This is a genomic window from Microbacterium sp. MYb45 (genome assembly GCF_002979655.1).
Taxonomy (GTDB): Bacteria; Actinomycetota; Actinomycetes; order Actinomycetales; family Microbacteriaceae; genus Microbacterium.
Window position 1 is genome coordinate 90,346 of record NZ_PCPG01000010.1, and the last position, 15,350, is coordinate 105,695.

The following is a 15,350-nucleotide window of genomic DNA, read 5'->3' on the forward strand; positions in this document are numbered from 1 at the left end:
AGAGGAACCCCATGACCACGGTCGACCCCATCACCGGCACCATCCCGCCCGCCGGCGTGCAGACCGGAAGCACCACGCCTCCGGTCGAACGCAAGAAGACGCTCGACTCGGAGGTGTTCCTGAAGCTGCTGGTGACGCAGCTGACCAACCAGGACCCGAGCTCTCCCATGAACACGAACGAGATGATCTCGCAGACCACGCAGCTCGCGTCCATGGAGCAGCTGACCGCGCTGTCGGCCACCTCGACCGAGAGCTTCGCGCTCAGCATGCGGCAGACCGCCGCCGCGCTCATCGGCCATGAAGCACAGTACGTCGATGAAGACGGTGTCACCCAGAAGGGCATCGTCACCTCGGTCTCGTACGCGGGCGCCGTGCCGCTCGTGACCATCGGCGAAGCATCCATCCCCCTCGACGCCGTCTCCGGCGTCTCCCTCGTCCCCAAATCCTGATCAGCCCCGCACCCAGAAAGGCACCACCATGCTCCGCTCCCTCTTCGCCGGAATCTCGGGCCTGCGCTCGCACCAGACCATGCTCGACGTCACGGGCAACAACATCGCCAACGTCAACACGACCGGCTTCAAGGCCTCGGCCGTGCAGTTCCAGGATTCGCTGTCGCAGCTGCTGCGCAACTCGATGATGCCGCAGACGAACCTCGGCGGTCAGAACCCCGCCCAGGTCGGTCTCGGTGTGCAGGTCGCCGGCATCAGCACCAACTTCGCGTCGGGGGCACCGCAGCCCACCGGCGTCCCCACCGACCTCATGATCGCCGGCGACGGCTTCTTCGTGGTGCGCTCCGGCGGCGAGACGCTGTACACCCGCAACGGCGGCTTCTCGTTCGATGCGAGCGGCAAGCTGGTCTCGGCCGACGGCGCGCTCGTGCAGGGTTGGACCGCGCGCGGCGGAGCCATCGTCCCGGGTCAGGGCATCGGCGACATCACGCTCCCCGTGGGCGCTCTGAGCCCGGCCGCCGCGACGACCACCGCCCGGGTGACCGGCAACCTGCCTTCGGGCGCGGCCGTCGGCGACACGCTCGTGCGCGACATCAAGACCTACGACGCGCAGGGCACGGAGACCTCGATGCGTCTCACCTTCACCCGCACGACCGCCGGCTGGGACGTCACCGACGCTGCCGGCGCGCGCACCCCGCTGGCCTTCACCGACGGCAAGCAGGCCGGCGCTTCATCGATCGTGTCCGGCGGCATCACGGTCGATCTCTCGGCGGTCACCGGCTTCGCCGACGTCAGCGACATCGCCATCAAGGAGCAGAACGGCAAGCCGGCCGGCACCCTGAGCTCCTACGCCCTGACCAACGACGGCAGCCTCGTGGGCACGTTCAGCAACGGCGACACCGAGGTGCTCGCACGCATCGCACTGGCCGGCTTCGTGAACCCGGGCGGCCTCGAGAAGACCGGATCCTCGCAGTTCCGCCCCAGCGGCAACTCTGGCCAGCCGACGCTCGGCGAGGCCGGGACCGACGGCCTGGGCGGCATCATCAGCGGCGCCCTCGAGATGTCGAACGTCGACCTCTCGCAGGAGTTCACCAACCTGATCGTCGCGCAGCGCGGCTTCCAGGCGAACGCCCGCATCATCACCACGAGCGACGAAGTGCTGCAGGAGCTCACGAACCTCAAGCGCTGAGCCGCGGCCGCTCGCTGCTTCCCGGGAGGGTTCTCCGCGTGATCGCGGGGAGCCCTCCCGGTCTGCGTTCAGATGCTCATCTCCGCCTGGATACGGCGGTCGAGGTCGTCGAGTTCTGCGAGCAGTTCAGCGGCGACCCAGACCCTGTTCCGCTTGCGCCCGGTGATCTCCTGGACGAATCCCGCTTCTTCGAGCCGGATGATGGCCTTGTAGGCCTGCTGCTCGGACGCTCCCGAGCGCTGCTCGATCTCGGCAGCCGCCATGACGGGGTGGTCGTAGAACGCAGAGATAAGCGCGGCCGCTGCTGACCCGGCACGCGGGCGCAGCTCGTTCGCCCATTCCTCCGGCAGGGCTTTGATGCGGGCGATCGACGCACGCGAGCACACAGCCGCCGCACGTGCCGATCGGGCGAACAGGTCGATGAGTGGCGTAGGGTCGCCCCGCCGATAGTCGCCCAGCGCGGCGAAATAATCGTCCCTCTTGGCGAGCAGACCGCTCGCCAGCGGGACGACCGCGTTCACCGTCGCGCCTCGGCGACGGAGCACCGCCGATACGAGAGCTCGACCGAGGCGGCCGTTGCCATCCGTGAACGCGTGTATGGACTCGAACTGCGCGTGCCCGATCGCGGCCTGCACCATCACCGGGACGTCATCCCGGTTGAGGAAGGTGATCAGGTCGTCCATCAGCGGAGCGACTCGTTGCGACGCTGGCGGCACATGCAGCGCACCGCGCGGCGAGTGGTCACTCCCCCCGATCCAGTTCTGCATGTCACGCAGACGGCCCGCATAACTCGCCTCCACGGGGTCGTCCTTCATCAGTTCATGGTGAGCCGCCAGCAGATCATCGACCGCGAACCGGCCTCGATCGCCGACGCCGGTGACGAGCGCGTGCAGCGCGGTGCTCGCCGCCACCATGCTCGTCGCCGAGGAGTTCGAACGGTTGCCCGCCAGCGCCCTGGCGTAGTCCGTCGCTGTGGCCGTGATCCGCTCGATCTTCGACGATGCGACGGATTCCGTGCGAATCATGAACCGGCTCAACGCCGCCGAATGCCCCTCGGCGTCGGTATCCGCCTGTGCGACGGCGAGCAGCGCGCGCTCCGCGGCGACGATAGTCGCCGCGGGTGCGAGAAAGTCGAGATCCGCGATCATCGGGGGAATGGACGCCTCCACCGACGCCAGCATCCGATCTGCTCGCGTACCGCCGCGAACCTGCTGGCGCCAAGGAAGCGTCTCCGTGGCATGTTCTGGCCACCCGGTTCCCTGCGCATCTGCCTGGGGGTTCATAAAGCCGATTATCGCACCCGAAACTAAGGTTTACCATCCTTAACCACGAGTAACGGAGCGACTACTCGTGTTTACAGCACCAGTGCGCCGGTTCCCCGCGCCCACCGGCCCCGTCACTAACGCCGGACGCTCACCGGCCGACAGTCACCTCCGACAGCCCAGGACGGGCCGTCGGGTCCGCGCTCCCCGGAACGCGGACGGATCTTTCCAGGATGGAGCCCATGATCGTCCTCACGCGCCTGAACCGTTCCCGGTTCGCGGTGAATCCCGACCTGATCGAACGTGTCCAGGCAACGCCCGACACGACGCTCATCATGGTCGACGGTGCGACGTTCGTCGTCACCGAGACGATGGACGACGTGATCGCGCAGATCACCCGGTTCCGGGCCGGCGTGCTCGCCGCGGCCGCCGCGATGATCACGGCAGCCGACGACGCCCCCGCAGCTCCCACCGACCCCGAGACGGACCGCTGATGGATCCGTCCCTCCTCCTCGGGCTGGTCCTCGCGTTCGGCGCCCTGATCGCCATGATCAACCTCGAAGGCGCGACCATCGGATCGCTGCTGATCCCCGCCCCGATGGTGCTGGTCTTCGGAGCCACGATCGCCGTCGGCATCGCGAGCGGCACCGTGCGCGATGCGCTGCATGCGGTCAAGTCGCTCCCCCGCGCCTTCCGCGGCGAGCGCCGCACCGCGTCGAGCATGATCGACACGGTGGTCGGCTACGCCGAGAAGGCGCGCGCCGAAGGGCTCCTCGCCCTCGAGCAGGGGCTGGAGGACGAGAAGGACCCGTTCCTGCGCCAGGCACTGCAGAGCATCGCCGACGGCACGGACGCCGAAGACCTGCGAACCCTGCTGGAGGATGAGCTCACCTCGACCGCTGCCCGTAACCGCACCGCCTCACGCTTCTACATGACCCTCGGCGGCTTCGCCCCGACCGTCGGCATCATCGGCACGGTCGTCTCCCTCACGCATGTGCTGGAGAAGCTCGACAAGCCGGACACCCTCGGTCCCATGATCGCGACAGCATTCGTGGCGACGCTGTGGGGTCTGCTGTCGGCCAACTTCATCTGGCTGCCCATCGGCGGACGCCTCCAGCGTCTCGGCGAGCTCGAGCTCGAACGCATGACCGTGCTCATGGAGGGCATGCTCGCGATCCAGGCCGGCGCCCCGCCGCAGTTCGTCGGAGAGCGCCTGCGCGCCCTCGTGTCCGAGCGCCCCTCCGCCCGCTCGGGCCGTCGCACCCGCACTCGCGCCGCGGAGGAGACGGAGACGGAGCCCGCGTCGTGAGCGTGCGCGCCCGACGCCGAGTACCGCAGGAGGAGCACAGCGGTCCGGACGAGCGGTGGATGGCGTCCTACATGGACATGGTGACCGTGCTGATGTGCATGTTCATCGTGCTGTTCGCGATGTCGACCGTCGACCAGGAGAAGTTCGAGGCTCTCAGCGCGTCACTCGCGACCGGCTTCGGCCAGGAGCCCTCGGAAGACGTGGATGCCGTCACGGGCGTCGTGGTGCCGCCGGAGCTGGTCGACGAGAAGGGCGAGGACTTCGCCGACATCGAGCTGGCCGCGGCGCAGACCGAGTTCGACGAGCTCTCCGCGCTCCGCGAGCGGCTGCGCACGGTGCTCGCCGACAACGGCCTCGAGGCCGACGTCACCTTCACCATCGACGAGCGCGGCCTCACGATCGGACTCGTCAGTGCCGAGACGTTCTTCACCACGAACAGCACCACCCTCAGCTCGAAGGCCGTGCTGGTGCTCGATGCGCTCGGCTCCGTCCTCGTGACCGCCCCGAACGAGATCTCGGTCGAAGGCCACGCCGACGTCCGCGGATCGGTCGCCCCGTTCCCCACGAACTGGGAGCTCTCGGCCGGTCGATCCACCCAGGTGCTGCGGCACCTCGTCGAATCGTCCGGGCTCCCGCCGGCGCACCTGAAGTCGGTCGGGTTCGGCGACACGCGGCCCGTCGCGGCGGGTTCTTCGCCCGCGGCGCTGGCCCAGAACCGGCGCGTCGACATCGTCGTCCTCTCCGATGCGACGGAGGAGGTGCGAGCACTCATCCCGGAAGCGCAGGCCGCGCAGCCGGCCTCCTGACCGTTCCCTTCTAACGCACGTCGATCACCACCCGATAGTCGGGTTCGTGGTGATGGAGGACAGCGTGCGCTCCGACGTGCGCACAGCGACGGCGTCGAAGACCGCCGAAGTCGAGGTGTACGACTTCGGCCGTTCGGCGACCCTGTCGCGCGAGCACACCCGCGCCCTGGAGCTGGCCTTCGAGACGTTCTCCCGGCAGTGGTCGGCGCAGCTCTCGGCGAAGATCCACGTGCGCGCCACCATCGCCGTCGAGCATGTCGGGATGCTGACGTACGGCGAGTACGCCGCCTCGCTGCCGACCACGACGACCCTGATCGTGTGCGCGCTGCCCGACTCCGACGAGCGGCTCATCGTGCAGCTGCCGACCTCCGCCGCCACGACCTGGATCGTGCAGATGGTCGGTGGACGAGCGTCCGCGACGTCGGAGGACCGCACGTTCACCCCGATCGAGCAGGCACTGATCCGCTCTCTCATCGTCGACGCGCTCGAGCACCTGACCGGCTCCCTGGACGGACTGCTCCCCGCCGGTGTCACCGTGAGCGGCATCCAGTACAGCTCGCAGTTCGCCCAGGTCGCGGCATCGGGAGAACCGGTCATCGTCGCCCGCTTCTCGATGCGCCTCGCGGGTCGTGCGGTGCCGGTGAGCATCATGCTGCCGGCGTCGGTCCTCGCCGGCTTCACGGTGCGCACCTCGGATGCCGACCGCGCCGCAGCGCCCGGCCTGGTCCGACGCCAGGTCGAGGTCTCCCCCATCGAGCTCTCTTTGCGGCTGGCCCCGCGCGCCGTGCTCCCCCGCGAGGTGCTCGACCTCGCCGTCGGCGACATCGTCTCCTTCCCGCATTCCGCCGACCGCCCGATGCTGCTCGCCGTGGGCGATCAGACGGTCGCCACCGCCGCCGTGGGCAGCGCCGGCGCCCGTCTCGCGTGCGTCGTCGCCACCACCGTCCCCGATCCCGTCTTCGCCGAGGAGCCCGCGTGACCAGCACCACCACCTACGAGTCGGCCGTCGCCGCCGCCTTCGCCGCGTCGTTGCCGACCGCCGCTCCCGTCACCGCCCGCGCCTCGCAGGTCTCCGGAGACACCGGCGATGCCGTGATCGTGCACTTCGTCGGCGAGGCCAGCGCGCAGCTCGCCGTGCAGCTCTTCGACGCCGATACCCTGGTCGACGGGCTCTCCGGAGCGCCCCTCGCCGATCGGCTGCGCGACGCGCTGGAAGCCTCGACGACCGCGCTCGGAGCCGGCGCGCTCGGCGATGCCGTGATCGGCGATGCCTCTCCGCTCTTCTCGAACCCGACCGCGCAGCTCTTCGACCTGCAGGACGACGCGGATCGCACGATCGGCCGCCTCGCCGTCGTCGTCACCCGCGCTCCGGCGGCGGCATCGAGCTCGACCCGGCGTCTGCACCGCATCGCCGGCGTCGAGATGGAGCTCACGGTCGAGATCGGCCGCACCCGCATGTCGGTGCGCGATGTGCTCGACCTCGAACCCGGCCGCATCGTCGAGCTCGACCGTTCCGCCGGCGCCCCGGCCGACATCAAGCTCAACGGCCGCATCATCGCGCACGGCGAGGTGGTCGTGGTCGACCAGGACTACGCGGTGCGGATCACCCGCATCCTCGAGAACGTCGAGGCCTGACCCTGGACGACCTCCTGCTCGGCCTGCGGGTCGTGCTCTCGCTCGCCGCCGTGCTCGGGGTGCTGTGGTTCCTGCAGCGCCGCGTCGCACGCACGCAGGCGCGTCGGCGCGACGGCGAGGTCATCACGGTGCTCGGGCGGCAGGGCGTGGGTCCGAAGGCACAGGTCGTCGTGGTCCAGACCGAGGACGCCCGGTACGTCCTCGGTGTCACCGAGCACGGCGTGAGCGTCGTCGACAAGCTGCCGGTCAAGGCCGCGGCGCAACCCGATGCAGACACCCACTGGTCGGCGGCCACCGCGGACGCCGCATCCGATGCCGCGGAGTTCGACCGCATCCTCGCCGCCACCGCCCTGACCGAGACGCCCGCGGCATCGCCGACCCGGCCGGCTCCGCAGCGCCGGGTGCGTCATCGGAACGATCCCTTGCGCGGCTCCATCCTCTCCCCCGAAACCTGGCGGCAGACCGCCGAGGCCATCCGGCGCACGCGATGAGCGCGTCCCGTGGGGTCGTCGACGGCCGCGCGCTGCGACGGGTCGCGCTGATCCTCCTCGCTGCCTTCGCCCTGGTCGCGGTGCTCACATTGCTCACCGGCACCGCCGCCCACGCCGAGGTCACCCCCGACGACCCGGGCGAGGGAGTCACGATCGACATCAACGGCGTCGACGGCGGCCCCTCGGGTTCGATCCTGACCCTGCTGGGCATCACGCTGCTCTCGGTCGCCCCGGCACTTCTGCTGATGATGTCGTCGTTCACGAAGATCTTCGTCGTGCTGGCGATGACCAGGAATGCCCTGTCGCTGCCCACGATCCCCCCGAACCAGGTGCTGGCCGGGCTCTCACTCTTCCTCTCGCTGTTCATCATGTGGCCCGTGCTGACCGAGATCAACACGGTCGCCGTGCAGCCGTACATCGACGGCACGCTCACCTTCACGCAGGCGATCGACGTGGGCCAGCTGCCGCTGCAGGAGTGGATGCTGCGCTTCACTCGCGAAGAGGATCTGGCCCTGATGACGCGGATGGCGGGGCAGCCGAACCCCGAGGATCCCTCGAGCGTGCCGATGTACACACTCATCCCGGCGTTCATGATCTCCGAGCTGCGCGCCGCCTTCATCATCGGCTTCGTCATCTTCGTGCCGTTCCTCGTGATCGACCTCGTCGTCGCCGCGGCGCTGATGTCGATGGGCATGATGATGCTGCCGCCGGTCATGATCTCGCTGCCCTTCAAGATCCTGCTGTTCATCCTCGTCGACGGCTGGGGCCTCATCATCCGCGCCCTGCTGGAGAGTTACGGGGGTGTCGGATGAGCCCGGAAGCGGTCATCGACATCGGCACCCAGGGCCTGATCATCGCCGCGAAGCTGGCCGCCCCGGTGCTCGTCACGGCCCTCGTGGTCGGCTTCGCGATCTCGCTGCTGCAGTCCATCACGCAGGTGCAGGAGGTGACGCTGTCGTTCGTGCCGAAGATCGTCGCCGTCGGCATCGCGCTGCTCATCGCCGGCAACTGGATGATCGCCGAGATGATCGCCTTCACGAACGAGATGTTCGCCCGCATCCCCACCCTGCTGAGCGGGTGACCGCGTGTTCATCCCCATCGACTTCGCGTGGCTCGAGGCGACCATGCTCGCCGCCGTGCGCATCACCGCCTTCATCATGATCGCCCCGCCGTTCTCCTACGGCGCCATCCCGGTGCGGGTGAAGGCGATGCTCGCCATCGGCCTCTCCCTCGCCGTGGGCACGGCCGTCGCTCCCGGCTACGAGAACCTCGACACCGGCCCGTTCCTCGGAGCCCTCGTGCTGCAGCTGCTCACGGGAGCCCTGCTCGGCTTCCTCGTGCTGCTGTGCTTCTCGGCGCTGCAGGCGGCCGGCAGCCTGATCGACGTCTTCGGCGGGTTCCAGCTCGCGCAGGCGTTCGACCCGCACTCGCTCGTGAACGGCGCCCAATTCACCCGGCTCTTCCACATCACCGCGCTCACGCTGCTGTTCGCCTCGGGCGGGTATCAGCTGATCCTCGCCGGTCTCGCCCGGAGCTTCGAGGCGGTGCCCGTCGACGGCATCTTCGAGGTGGCCGGGCCCGCCGAACTCCTCATCGACGGGGTGTCGCAGATGGTCCTCGCCGCCGTGCAGATCGCAGGTCCCCTGGTGCTGGTGCTGTTCCTCGCCGACGTCGGGCTCGGACTGATCACCCGGGTCGCGCCGGCGCTCAACGCCTTCGCGATGGGCTTCCCGGTGAAGATCCTGCTCACCCTGCTGCTGGCCGGTGCCGTGTACGCGGTGCTCCCCGGCATCGTCGACGCCCTCTCCGGGCAGGCGCTGAAGATGATGCAGGGGGTGCACGAGTGAGCGGCACCGACACCGGCGAACGCAGCGAGAAGGCCACCGACAAGCACCTCAATGAGGCCCGCAAGAAGGGGCGTCTCTCGCGCAGCCAGGACCTCACGGCGTGGCTCGGCATCGGCGCCGCGGCGATCGCCATGCCCGCGGCGATCGCCCTCGGCGCAGGCGCCGGGACCGAGCAGCTCCTCACCGTCACCTCCCTGGTGTTCAGCCCCACTCCGGAGGCGGCGCTCGGTGCACTGGAGCGCGGCCTCGGCTCGGTGCTCCCGACCATCGCGGTGATGCTCGCCGCCGTCGCCATCGTCACGCTGATCGGCGCCGTGGTCCAGGGCGGCGTGCATCTGAAACCGCTCACCGGGCGCTTCGAGCAGTTCAACATCGTCAGCGGCATCCGTCGCGTGTTCGGCCTGCAGGCGCTGTGGGAGGGCGCCAAAGCCCTGCTGAAGACCGCGGCGATCGGCATCGCGCTCTGGGTGGTCATCGCCGGTCTGATGCCGGTGCTCACCGCCAGCGGCGCCCATTCGATCTCGCGCCTGCTCGGCACGGCATCCGAGGGCACGGCCGCCCTGCTGCAGACCGCGATCGCCGTCGGTCTGGTCCTCGCCGCGATCGACATGTTCGTCGTGATGCGCCGCAACCGCAAGCACACCCGCATGACCAAGCGCGAGATCCGCGACGAGAGCAAGAACTCCGAGGGCGATCCGCTGATCCGTCAGCAGCGGCGGTCCCGGCAGCTCGCCGCCAGCCGCAACCGCATGATCGCCGCGGTCGCCGGATCGGATGTCGTGGTCGTCAACCCGACGCACATCGCGATCGCCCTCCGGTACGAGCCCGGTCGCGCGGCCCCCAAGGTCGTCGCGAAGGGCAGCGGTGTGATCGCGGAGCGCATCCGTGACGAGGCCGTGCGCGCCGGTGTGCCGCTCGTGCGCGAGATCACGCTCGCCCGCGCCCTGCACGCCGCGTGCGAGCTCGGCCAGGAGATCCCCGAAGACCTGTACAACGCCGTCGCGCGCGTGCTGGTGTTCGTCGACGCGCTGCGTCGGCGCGGCGCCGCCCGCGGCATCCACACCCTTCCCTACCGGAGGACCGCATGAGACAGCTGTTCGTCAAGCTCATGGTGCCCATCGGGGTCGTCGGCATCATCATGCTGCTCGTCGTCCCGGTGCCGCCGTTCCTGCTCGACATCCTCATCATCCTGAACATCATGTTCGCACTCGTGATCCTGCTCACGTCGATGTTCGTGAAGAAGCCGCTGGACTTCTCGGTGTTCCCCTCGCTGCTGCTGGTGGCGACGCTGTTCCGGCTCGGGCTGAACGTCGCGTCGACCCGGCTGGTGCTCGGGGAGGCGTACGCAGGTCAGGTGATCGAGGCGTTCGGGGCGATCGCCGTCGGCGGCTCGCTCATCATCGGCGCCGTGGTGTTCCTCATCCTCGTCGTCATCCAGTTCGTGGTCGTCACCAAGGGTGCCGAGCGCGTGGCCGAGGTCGGCGCCCGGTTCACGCTCGACGCCATGCCCGGCAAGCAGATGGCGATCGACGCCGACCTCAACGCCGGACTCATCACGGATGCCGAGGCCCGCGAACGCCGTGCGGAGGTCGCCGCGGAGGCCGACTTCTACGGCGCCATGGACGGTGCGTCGAAGTTCGTGAAGGGCGATGCGATCGCCGGCCTCGTCATCATCATCATCAACCTCATCGGCGGCATCGCGATCGGCATCGTGCAGCACGGCATGGCGATCGACGAGGCCGTGAGCACGTACAGCCTGCTCACGATCGGTGACGGGCTCGTCACGCAGATCCCGGCCCTGCTGATGGCCGTCTCGACCGGCATGATCGTCACCCGCTCCACGGCCGAGGCCGAGATGGGGACGGCGGCATCGGCGCAGCTCGGGCAGTCCCGCAACGCGCTCATCATCGCGGGATGCGCCGCGATCATCATGTCGCTCATCCCGCACATGCCGATGCTGCCGTTCGTCGCGATCGGAGCCCTCCTGCTGCTCGTCGCGCAGCGCATCAAGGCGAACCAAAAGCGCGAGGAGGCGGTCGCCGCCCAGACCCCGACGGCCGCCCCGACCGACCAGCCGGAGGAGCTGATCGAGAAGATGCGGGTGCACCCGCTCGAGATCCTCCTCTCCCCCGACATCGTCGATCTGGTCACGGGCGGCCCGGACGACCTCCTGGCGCGCGTGAAAGCACTCCGCCGCCGGATCGCCCTCGACCTGGGCCTGATCACCCCGCCCGTGCGCACCCGCGACAGCATCGAACTCGCACAGGCGACCTATGTGATCCGCATCGCCGGGGTCGAAACCGGGCGCGGCACGGCACCGATCGGCTCGGTGCTGGCCCTCGGACAGGGCCTGGAGTCCCTTCCGGGGACGGCCACGCTCGACCCGGTGTTCGGGCTGGAGGGCAAGTGGATCCCCCTGGAGATGCGGCACAGCGCCGAGTTCGCCGGGGCCACCGTGATCGACCGGGCCAGCGTCATCATCACGCACCTCTCCAGCGTGATCCACGCCCACGCCGCGCGTCTGCTGAGCCGCGAGGACGTCCGTCAGCTCACCGACGCCCTCAAGCAGGCCTCCCCGGCCGCCGTCGAGGAGCTCACGCCCGCCCTGCTGTCGCTGGCCGAGATCCAGCGCGTGCTCCAGGGTCTCCTCGCCGAGCGCGTGCCGATCAACGACCTGAGCCGGATCTACGAGGCGCTCGCGCTGCGGGCCAGGACATCGACCGACCCCGAGGGTCTGATCGAGGCAGCACGCGCCGCACTCGGCCCCGCGATCGCCGCGCGCTTCGCCGACGCGGGCATCCTGCGCGTGGTGATGATCAACCCGCTCCTCGAGCAGGCCATGCTCGAGAACCTGCGTCCCGGCGACGAGGGTACTCAGATCGTCTTCGACCCGCAGCGCATGGAGTCCGTCGTGGAGTCGGTGAAGCAGGCCGTCTCCTCGGTGCGCGAGGGCGGAGAGCCGGTGCTGGTGTGCGCTCCGTCACTGCGTCCCGCCGTGCGACGACTCGTGTCGGCGCAGACCGACGGCCTCCCCGTGCTCTCCTACACGGAGGCGACGTCCGCCGCGCTCACCATCGAGACGGTCGGTGTCGTCCGTGACGCCCCGGCCCCGTCGATCGGCGCCGTCTCCGCGGCAGTAGGCTGAACGAATGCTGGTTTTGACGAGGCGGATCGGTGAGAGCGTGCGCATCGACGGCGACATCGAGATCACGCTGCTCGAGATCAAGGGCGACAGCGTGCGGATCGGCGTGAAGGCGCCGCGAGAGACGCGCATCCAGCGGACCGAGATCATCGAGGCCGTGGTCGCGGAGAACGTGTCTGCCGCTGCCGAGACCGGCGCCGATGCCGAGGATGCGATCGTCGCCGCCCTCGCCCGTGGCCGCGAGTCGCGCCCGTCCTGACTCGCATACGGACGGAGGATCGTCGTCCGCCGTCGACGACCTCAACCTCTCAGGCGACCGTCGAGTCGGCCTCGGCCGCTCGCTTCCACTGATCGCCACCGGCCTCTCGTGCCCGCGCCGCCGCCCGTCCTGCAGCGGCCACCAGCACGTCGTAGTCGTAGCCGCAGGTGTCGGCCGTGGCCCACCCGATACTGGCGGAGGCGCGGACGCCACCGACGGCCCGGTCGTGGTCGATGTCGGAGATCCGGCTCAGCACCGCCCTGACATGGAACCTGACCGCTTCATCGCTCGCACGGATCACCACGACGGCACGGTCGTCGGCGATCCGCTCGGCATCGGCCAGCGGCGGGAGCGCCTCCTGGATGTCGTCGTGGAAGCGATCGACGATGCGTGCGAACTCCGAGCCCGACATCGCCTCGCGGAGGTCGGCGGGGTCGTCCAGACGCACCTCGAGAATCGACCAGCCGTGGTCGTTCTGCGCCTCCGCCTTCCGGAGCCGCCGACGGGCGCGCTGCGCGACCCCATCCGTCTCGGTGGGTCGGGACTCCCCCGCCCGCACCAGCAGCACGAGCGTGAAGGCCGCGCAGGTCGACACCACGATGGTGCCGACGGCGTTCATGCCGCGCAGGGCGTCCAGCTGCTCCGAGGAGCTCGCCGTGCCGATCGTGAGCGCACTGACCGCGCTGGCGACCGACACGATCACGAAGCCGCAGGACGCCAGGGCGAGCGGGAGAATGATGTCCCGCGAGACCGGCTGCCTGCGCAGCAGCTCGTAGGCGACGAGACCGGCGAAGACGCCGCTGCCGACGAAGACGAGGTTGAAAGCGGACAGATACCAGGGCGAGTCCGATGTCGCGACGAGCAACACGGGAGCGACGGCCACGAACACCACCACGATCCACCAGGGAGCGCGTCGTCCGAGGTGCACCCGCAGACCGATCCAGATCAGCGGTTCGAAGCAGAGCAGCAGCGCCGATGCCGCACTGCGAAGCGGCTGGAAGTCGTTCTGGTGCCCCGCGAGCCAGAGGTATGCGCCGAGCATGCCGAGCCCGAACGCGGCTCCCCAGATCACCGTCGCCCGCGAAGGGCGGGCGAGTGTGGCGAGGCCGAGCACCAGCACCGTCAGGACAGTGACGACCGCGACCATGCTCGTGGTGATGTCGACATTCACGGGCACGAGAGGCGTCATGCCTGCACCTCTTTCTTACGACGGCGGGGAAAACGGAGTGTGACGGTGGTGCCCTGCCCCACCTCGCTCGTGACCTCGATGGTGCCCTCGTGGGCGACCACGATCTCGCGGGCGATGCCCATGCCGAGACCGGTGCCGGCGATGCCGCCGCGGATGGCGGCGTCGGAACGGAAGTACGGTTCGAACAGCCGGGGCAGCTCATCCGGCGCGATGCCCATGCCCGTGTCGGAGAGGACGAGCTCGGCCTGCGCACCCATCGCCCGCAGCCGGGCCGTGATGCGCCCACCGGAGGGCGTGTACTTGACGGCGTTGCTGAGCAGATTGTCGAGCACCTGACGCAGCCGGAAGGCATCCCCGTGGATGATGAGGGCATCCACGCCGACGATTTCCAGCACCTGGCGATTCACCGCGATCAGCGGCGCAGCGGATGCGGCGGCGGCATCGAAGATCTGACGAAGGTCCACAGGCTCGAACGGGTCCTCGGTCGGCGGCACGGTCTGGTCCAGCATTGTCGTCACGAGCTCCTGCATCCGCTCTCCGGCATTGGCGATGACCTCGAGCTGCGCGGGGACCCGGCCCGGCAGATCCTCGCGCTCGCGCAGCAGGTCGACGTGGCCGACGATCGCGGTGAGGGGATTGCGCAGCTCGTGGGAGACGATCGCGGTGAGTGCGCGGCGCTCCTCTGCTGCTTCGAGGAGCATCGTGACGTCGTCGATGACGACGAGCGTGATCTGGTCGCGCGCCTTCGCGCTGGCCACCGTCTGCGTCGTCACCTCCAGCGCACGCCACTTGCCGGTGCCGTCGAAGAGCCAGACGCGCTCGTTCTGCAGCTGCTCGCCGGCGGCCGCCCTGGCGAGGGTCGTGCGCTCAGGGGGCACGGTCGCGCCGCGCCTTCCGTCGTACTCCACGGCCGCCGTGGGCAATGCGGCTCCGAAGCGATCCCGCCCGTACAGCACCCGGTAGGCATCGTTCATCTGCAGGATGCGTCCCTCCGCCGTGACCACGACGAGGGCCACCCCGAGCGCATCGATGATCTGCGTCACCCGCTGCTGGTTGGTCTCGGCACGCTCCGCTGCGCGGTTGATCTGCTCGGAGCGACGCTGGAGGAGCCGCCGGGAGGCACGCGCCCGCTGCGCCCCGATGCGGACCGTCACCCCGAGGAAGCCGAGCGTGATGATGGCGGTGAGCACGCGCAGCAGAACGTCGGCCGGCGTGCCGGTGCGATCGGAGAACACCACCAGACAGAGGCCGATGAAGGCGATGCCTCCCACCACCCACGGCATCGTGAAGTACGACGCCAGCCACACGACCGGGAAGACCCACAGGAACCCGAGCCGCAGGTCGGGAGCGTTGGTGGTCAAGCCCACCGCGAGCGCGTCGAGGAACGGCACGACGGTCACCGCGTTCGGTGGGAGGCGGTGCCACGGGACGAGCAGCGTCGCGATGGTCGTGACGACGATCAGCGTGATCCCCGCGAGGAAGAAGGGTATGCCGAGAGTCTGCGGCTTGAAGGCTGCGACCATCACGACGATCGCCACCATGCTGCCGGTGAAGACCAATTGCCAGCGCCAGATCGACACAGTACGGATCATCGACGCTCGCCCTCCCCCAAGAACCTCAGCTTTACCGCAAGATTACTCAAAGATCGCGGGTGCCAGCTCTTCAGGCGTCCCCGCAGCCCTAGCATTCTGAGTGGGGGCCGACACTGCGACTGGGGAACAACGCAGACGCTGGGGCCACGCGAATGGGGATTCGCAGGCACCGGGGCCGCG

17 protein-coding genes are annotated in these 15,350 nt (G+C 69.2%); 14 read left to right on the forward strand and 3 right to left on the reverse strand.

Translation table 11 applies throughout. The features are described 5' to 3' along the window. The first annotated feature begins 11 nt into the window (after positions 1-11). Positions 12-449 carry a flagellar hook assembly protein FlgD gene (locus CQ034_RS14810; RefSeq protein WP_105711635.1) on the forward strand — a complete coding sequence of 146 codons (438 nt, stop codon included), beginning with the start codon at positions 12-14 and terminating at the stop codon, positions 447-449. A gap of 28 nt (positions 450-477) precedes the next feature. Then, a complete protein-coding gene (locus tag CQ034_RS14815) occupies positions 478-1,638 on the forward strand; it encodes a flagellar hook protein FlgE (RefSeq protein WP_029261090.1) in 1,161 nt (386 codons plus the stop codon). Positions 1,639-1,706: 68 nt separating this feature from the next. Here the strand turns inward: CQ034_RS14815 and CQ034_RS14820 are convergent, their stop codons facing one another. Further along, positions 1,707-2,786, reverse strand: coding sequence for a Fic family protein (locus CQ034_RS14820; protein ID WP_258134225.1), 1,080 nt, complete (start codon positions 2,784-2,786; stop codon positions 1,707-1,709). Between the two features lie 356 nt (positions 2,787-3,142). Here CQ034_RS14820 and CQ034_RS14825 point away from each other — a divergent pair, with 356 nt between their 5' ends. The 12 genes from CQ034_RS14825 to csrA are packed head-to-tail and all read left to right on the forward strand — an operon-like array spanning position 3,143 to position 12,389. Then, a complete protein-coding gene (locus CQ034_RS14825) occupies positions 3,143-3,394 on the forward strand; it encodes a flagellar FlbD family protein (protein WP_105711637.1) in 252 nt (83 codons plus the stop codon). Next, positions 3,394-4,209, forward strand: a complete 816-nt coding sequence (locus CQ034_RS14830; RefSeq protein ID WP_105711638.1) for a motility protein A — start codon at positions 3,394-3,396, stop codon at positions 4,207-4,209. Before CQ034_RS14825 ends, CQ034_RS14830 begins: the two co-directional genes overlap by 1 nt. Next, positions 4,206-5,015: a flagellar motor protein MotB gene (locus tag CQ034_RS14835; protein ID WP_105711639.1), complete on the forward strand. Its 810-nt coding sequence runs from the start codon at positions 4,206-4,208 to the stop codon at positions 5,013-5,015. The genes CQ034_RS14830 and CQ034_RS14835 overlap by 4 nt, the downstream gene beginning before the upstream one ends. 52 nt (positions 5,016-5,067) lie before the next feature. Beyond that, entirely contained in the window at positions 5,068-5,994 is a 927-nt protein-coding gene (locus tag CQ034_RS14840) for a flagellar motor switch protein FliM (protein ID WP_258134228.1), read from the forward strand. Next, entirely contained in the window at positions 5,991-6,650 is a 660-nt protein-coding gene (gene fliN, locus CQ034_RS14845; RefSeq protein WP_105711641.1) for a flagellar motor switch protein FliN, read from the forward strand. The genes CQ034_RS14840 and fliN overlap by 4 nt, the downstream gene beginning before the upstream one ends. Positions 6,651-6,682: 32 nt before the next feature. After that, a complete protein-coding gene (locus CQ034_RS14850) occupies positions 6,683-7,141 on the forward strand; it encodes a flagellar biosynthetic protein FliO (RefSeq protein ID WP_105711642.1) in 459 nt (152 codons plus the stop codon). Then, positions 7,138-7,953: a flagellar type III secretion system pore protein FliP gene (fliP, locus tag CQ034_RS14855; protein WP_105711643.1), complete on the forward strand. Its 816-nt coding sequence runs from the start codon at positions 7,138-7,140 to the stop codon at positions 7,951-7,953. The genes CQ034_RS14850 and fliP overlap by 4 nt, the downstream gene beginning before the upstream one ends. Further along, positions 7,950-8,222 carry a flagellar biosynthesis protein FliQ gene (gene fliQ / locus CQ034_RS14860; protein ID WP_029261100.1) on the forward strand — a complete coding sequence of 91 codons (273 nt, stop codon included), beginning with the start codon at positions 7,950-7,952 and terminating at the stop codon, positions 8,220-8,222. The genes fliP and fliQ overlap by 4 nt, the downstream gene beginning before the upstream one ends. Before the next feature lie 4 nt (positions 8,223-8,226). Then, positions 8,227-8,988, forward strand: coding sequence for a flagellar biosynthetic protein FliR (locus CQ034_RS14865; RefSeq protein WP_105711644.1), 762 nt, complete (start codon positions 8,227-8,229; stop codon positions 8,986-8,988). Next, positions 8,985-10,076, forward strand: a complete 1,092-nt coding sequence (locus tag CQ034_RS14870) for a flagellar biosynthesis protein FlhB (protein ID WP_105711645.1) — start codon at positions 8,985-8,987, stop codon at positions 10,074-10,076. Before CQ034_RS14865 ends, CQ034_RS14870 begins: the two co-directional genes overlap by 4 nt. Further along, the gene (locus tag CQ034_RS14875) at positions 10,073-12,133 is read left to right on the forward strand and encodes a flagellar biosynthesis protein FlhA (protein WP_105711646.1); all 2,061 of its coding nucleotides are present in this window, start codon (positions 10,073-10,075) and stop codon (positions 12,131-12,133) included. The genes CQ034_RS14870 and CQ034_RS14875 overlap by 4 nt, the downstream gene beginning before the upstream one ends. A 4-nt stretch (positions 12,134-12,137) precedes the next feature. Next, positions 12,138-12,389, forward strand: a complete 252-nt coding sequence (gene csrA / locus CQ034_RS14880; protein ID WP_105711647.1) for a carbon storage regulator CsrA — start codon at positions 12,138-12,140, stop codon at positions 12,387-12,389. Positions 12,390-12,438: 49 nt separating this feature from the next. On the opposite strand, the gene CQ034_RS14885 is transcribed toward csrA, so the two are convergent. Further along, the gene (locus tag CQ034_RS14885) at positions 12,439-13,578 is read right to left on the reverse strand and encodes a hypothetical protein (protein WP_105711648.1); all 1,140 of its coding nucleotides are present in this window, start codon (positions 13,576-13,578) and stop codon (positions 12,439-12,441) included. After that, positions 13,575-15,170, reverse strand: coding sequence for a cell wall metabolism sensor histidine kinase WalK (locus CQ034_RS14890; protein WP_105711649.1), 1,596 nt, complete (start codon positions 15,168-15,170; stop codon positions 13,575-13,577). The genes CQ034_RS14885 and CQ034_RS14890 overlap by 4 nt, the downstream gene beginning before the upstream one ends. Between the last annotated feature and the right edge of the window lie 180 nt (positions 15,171-15,350).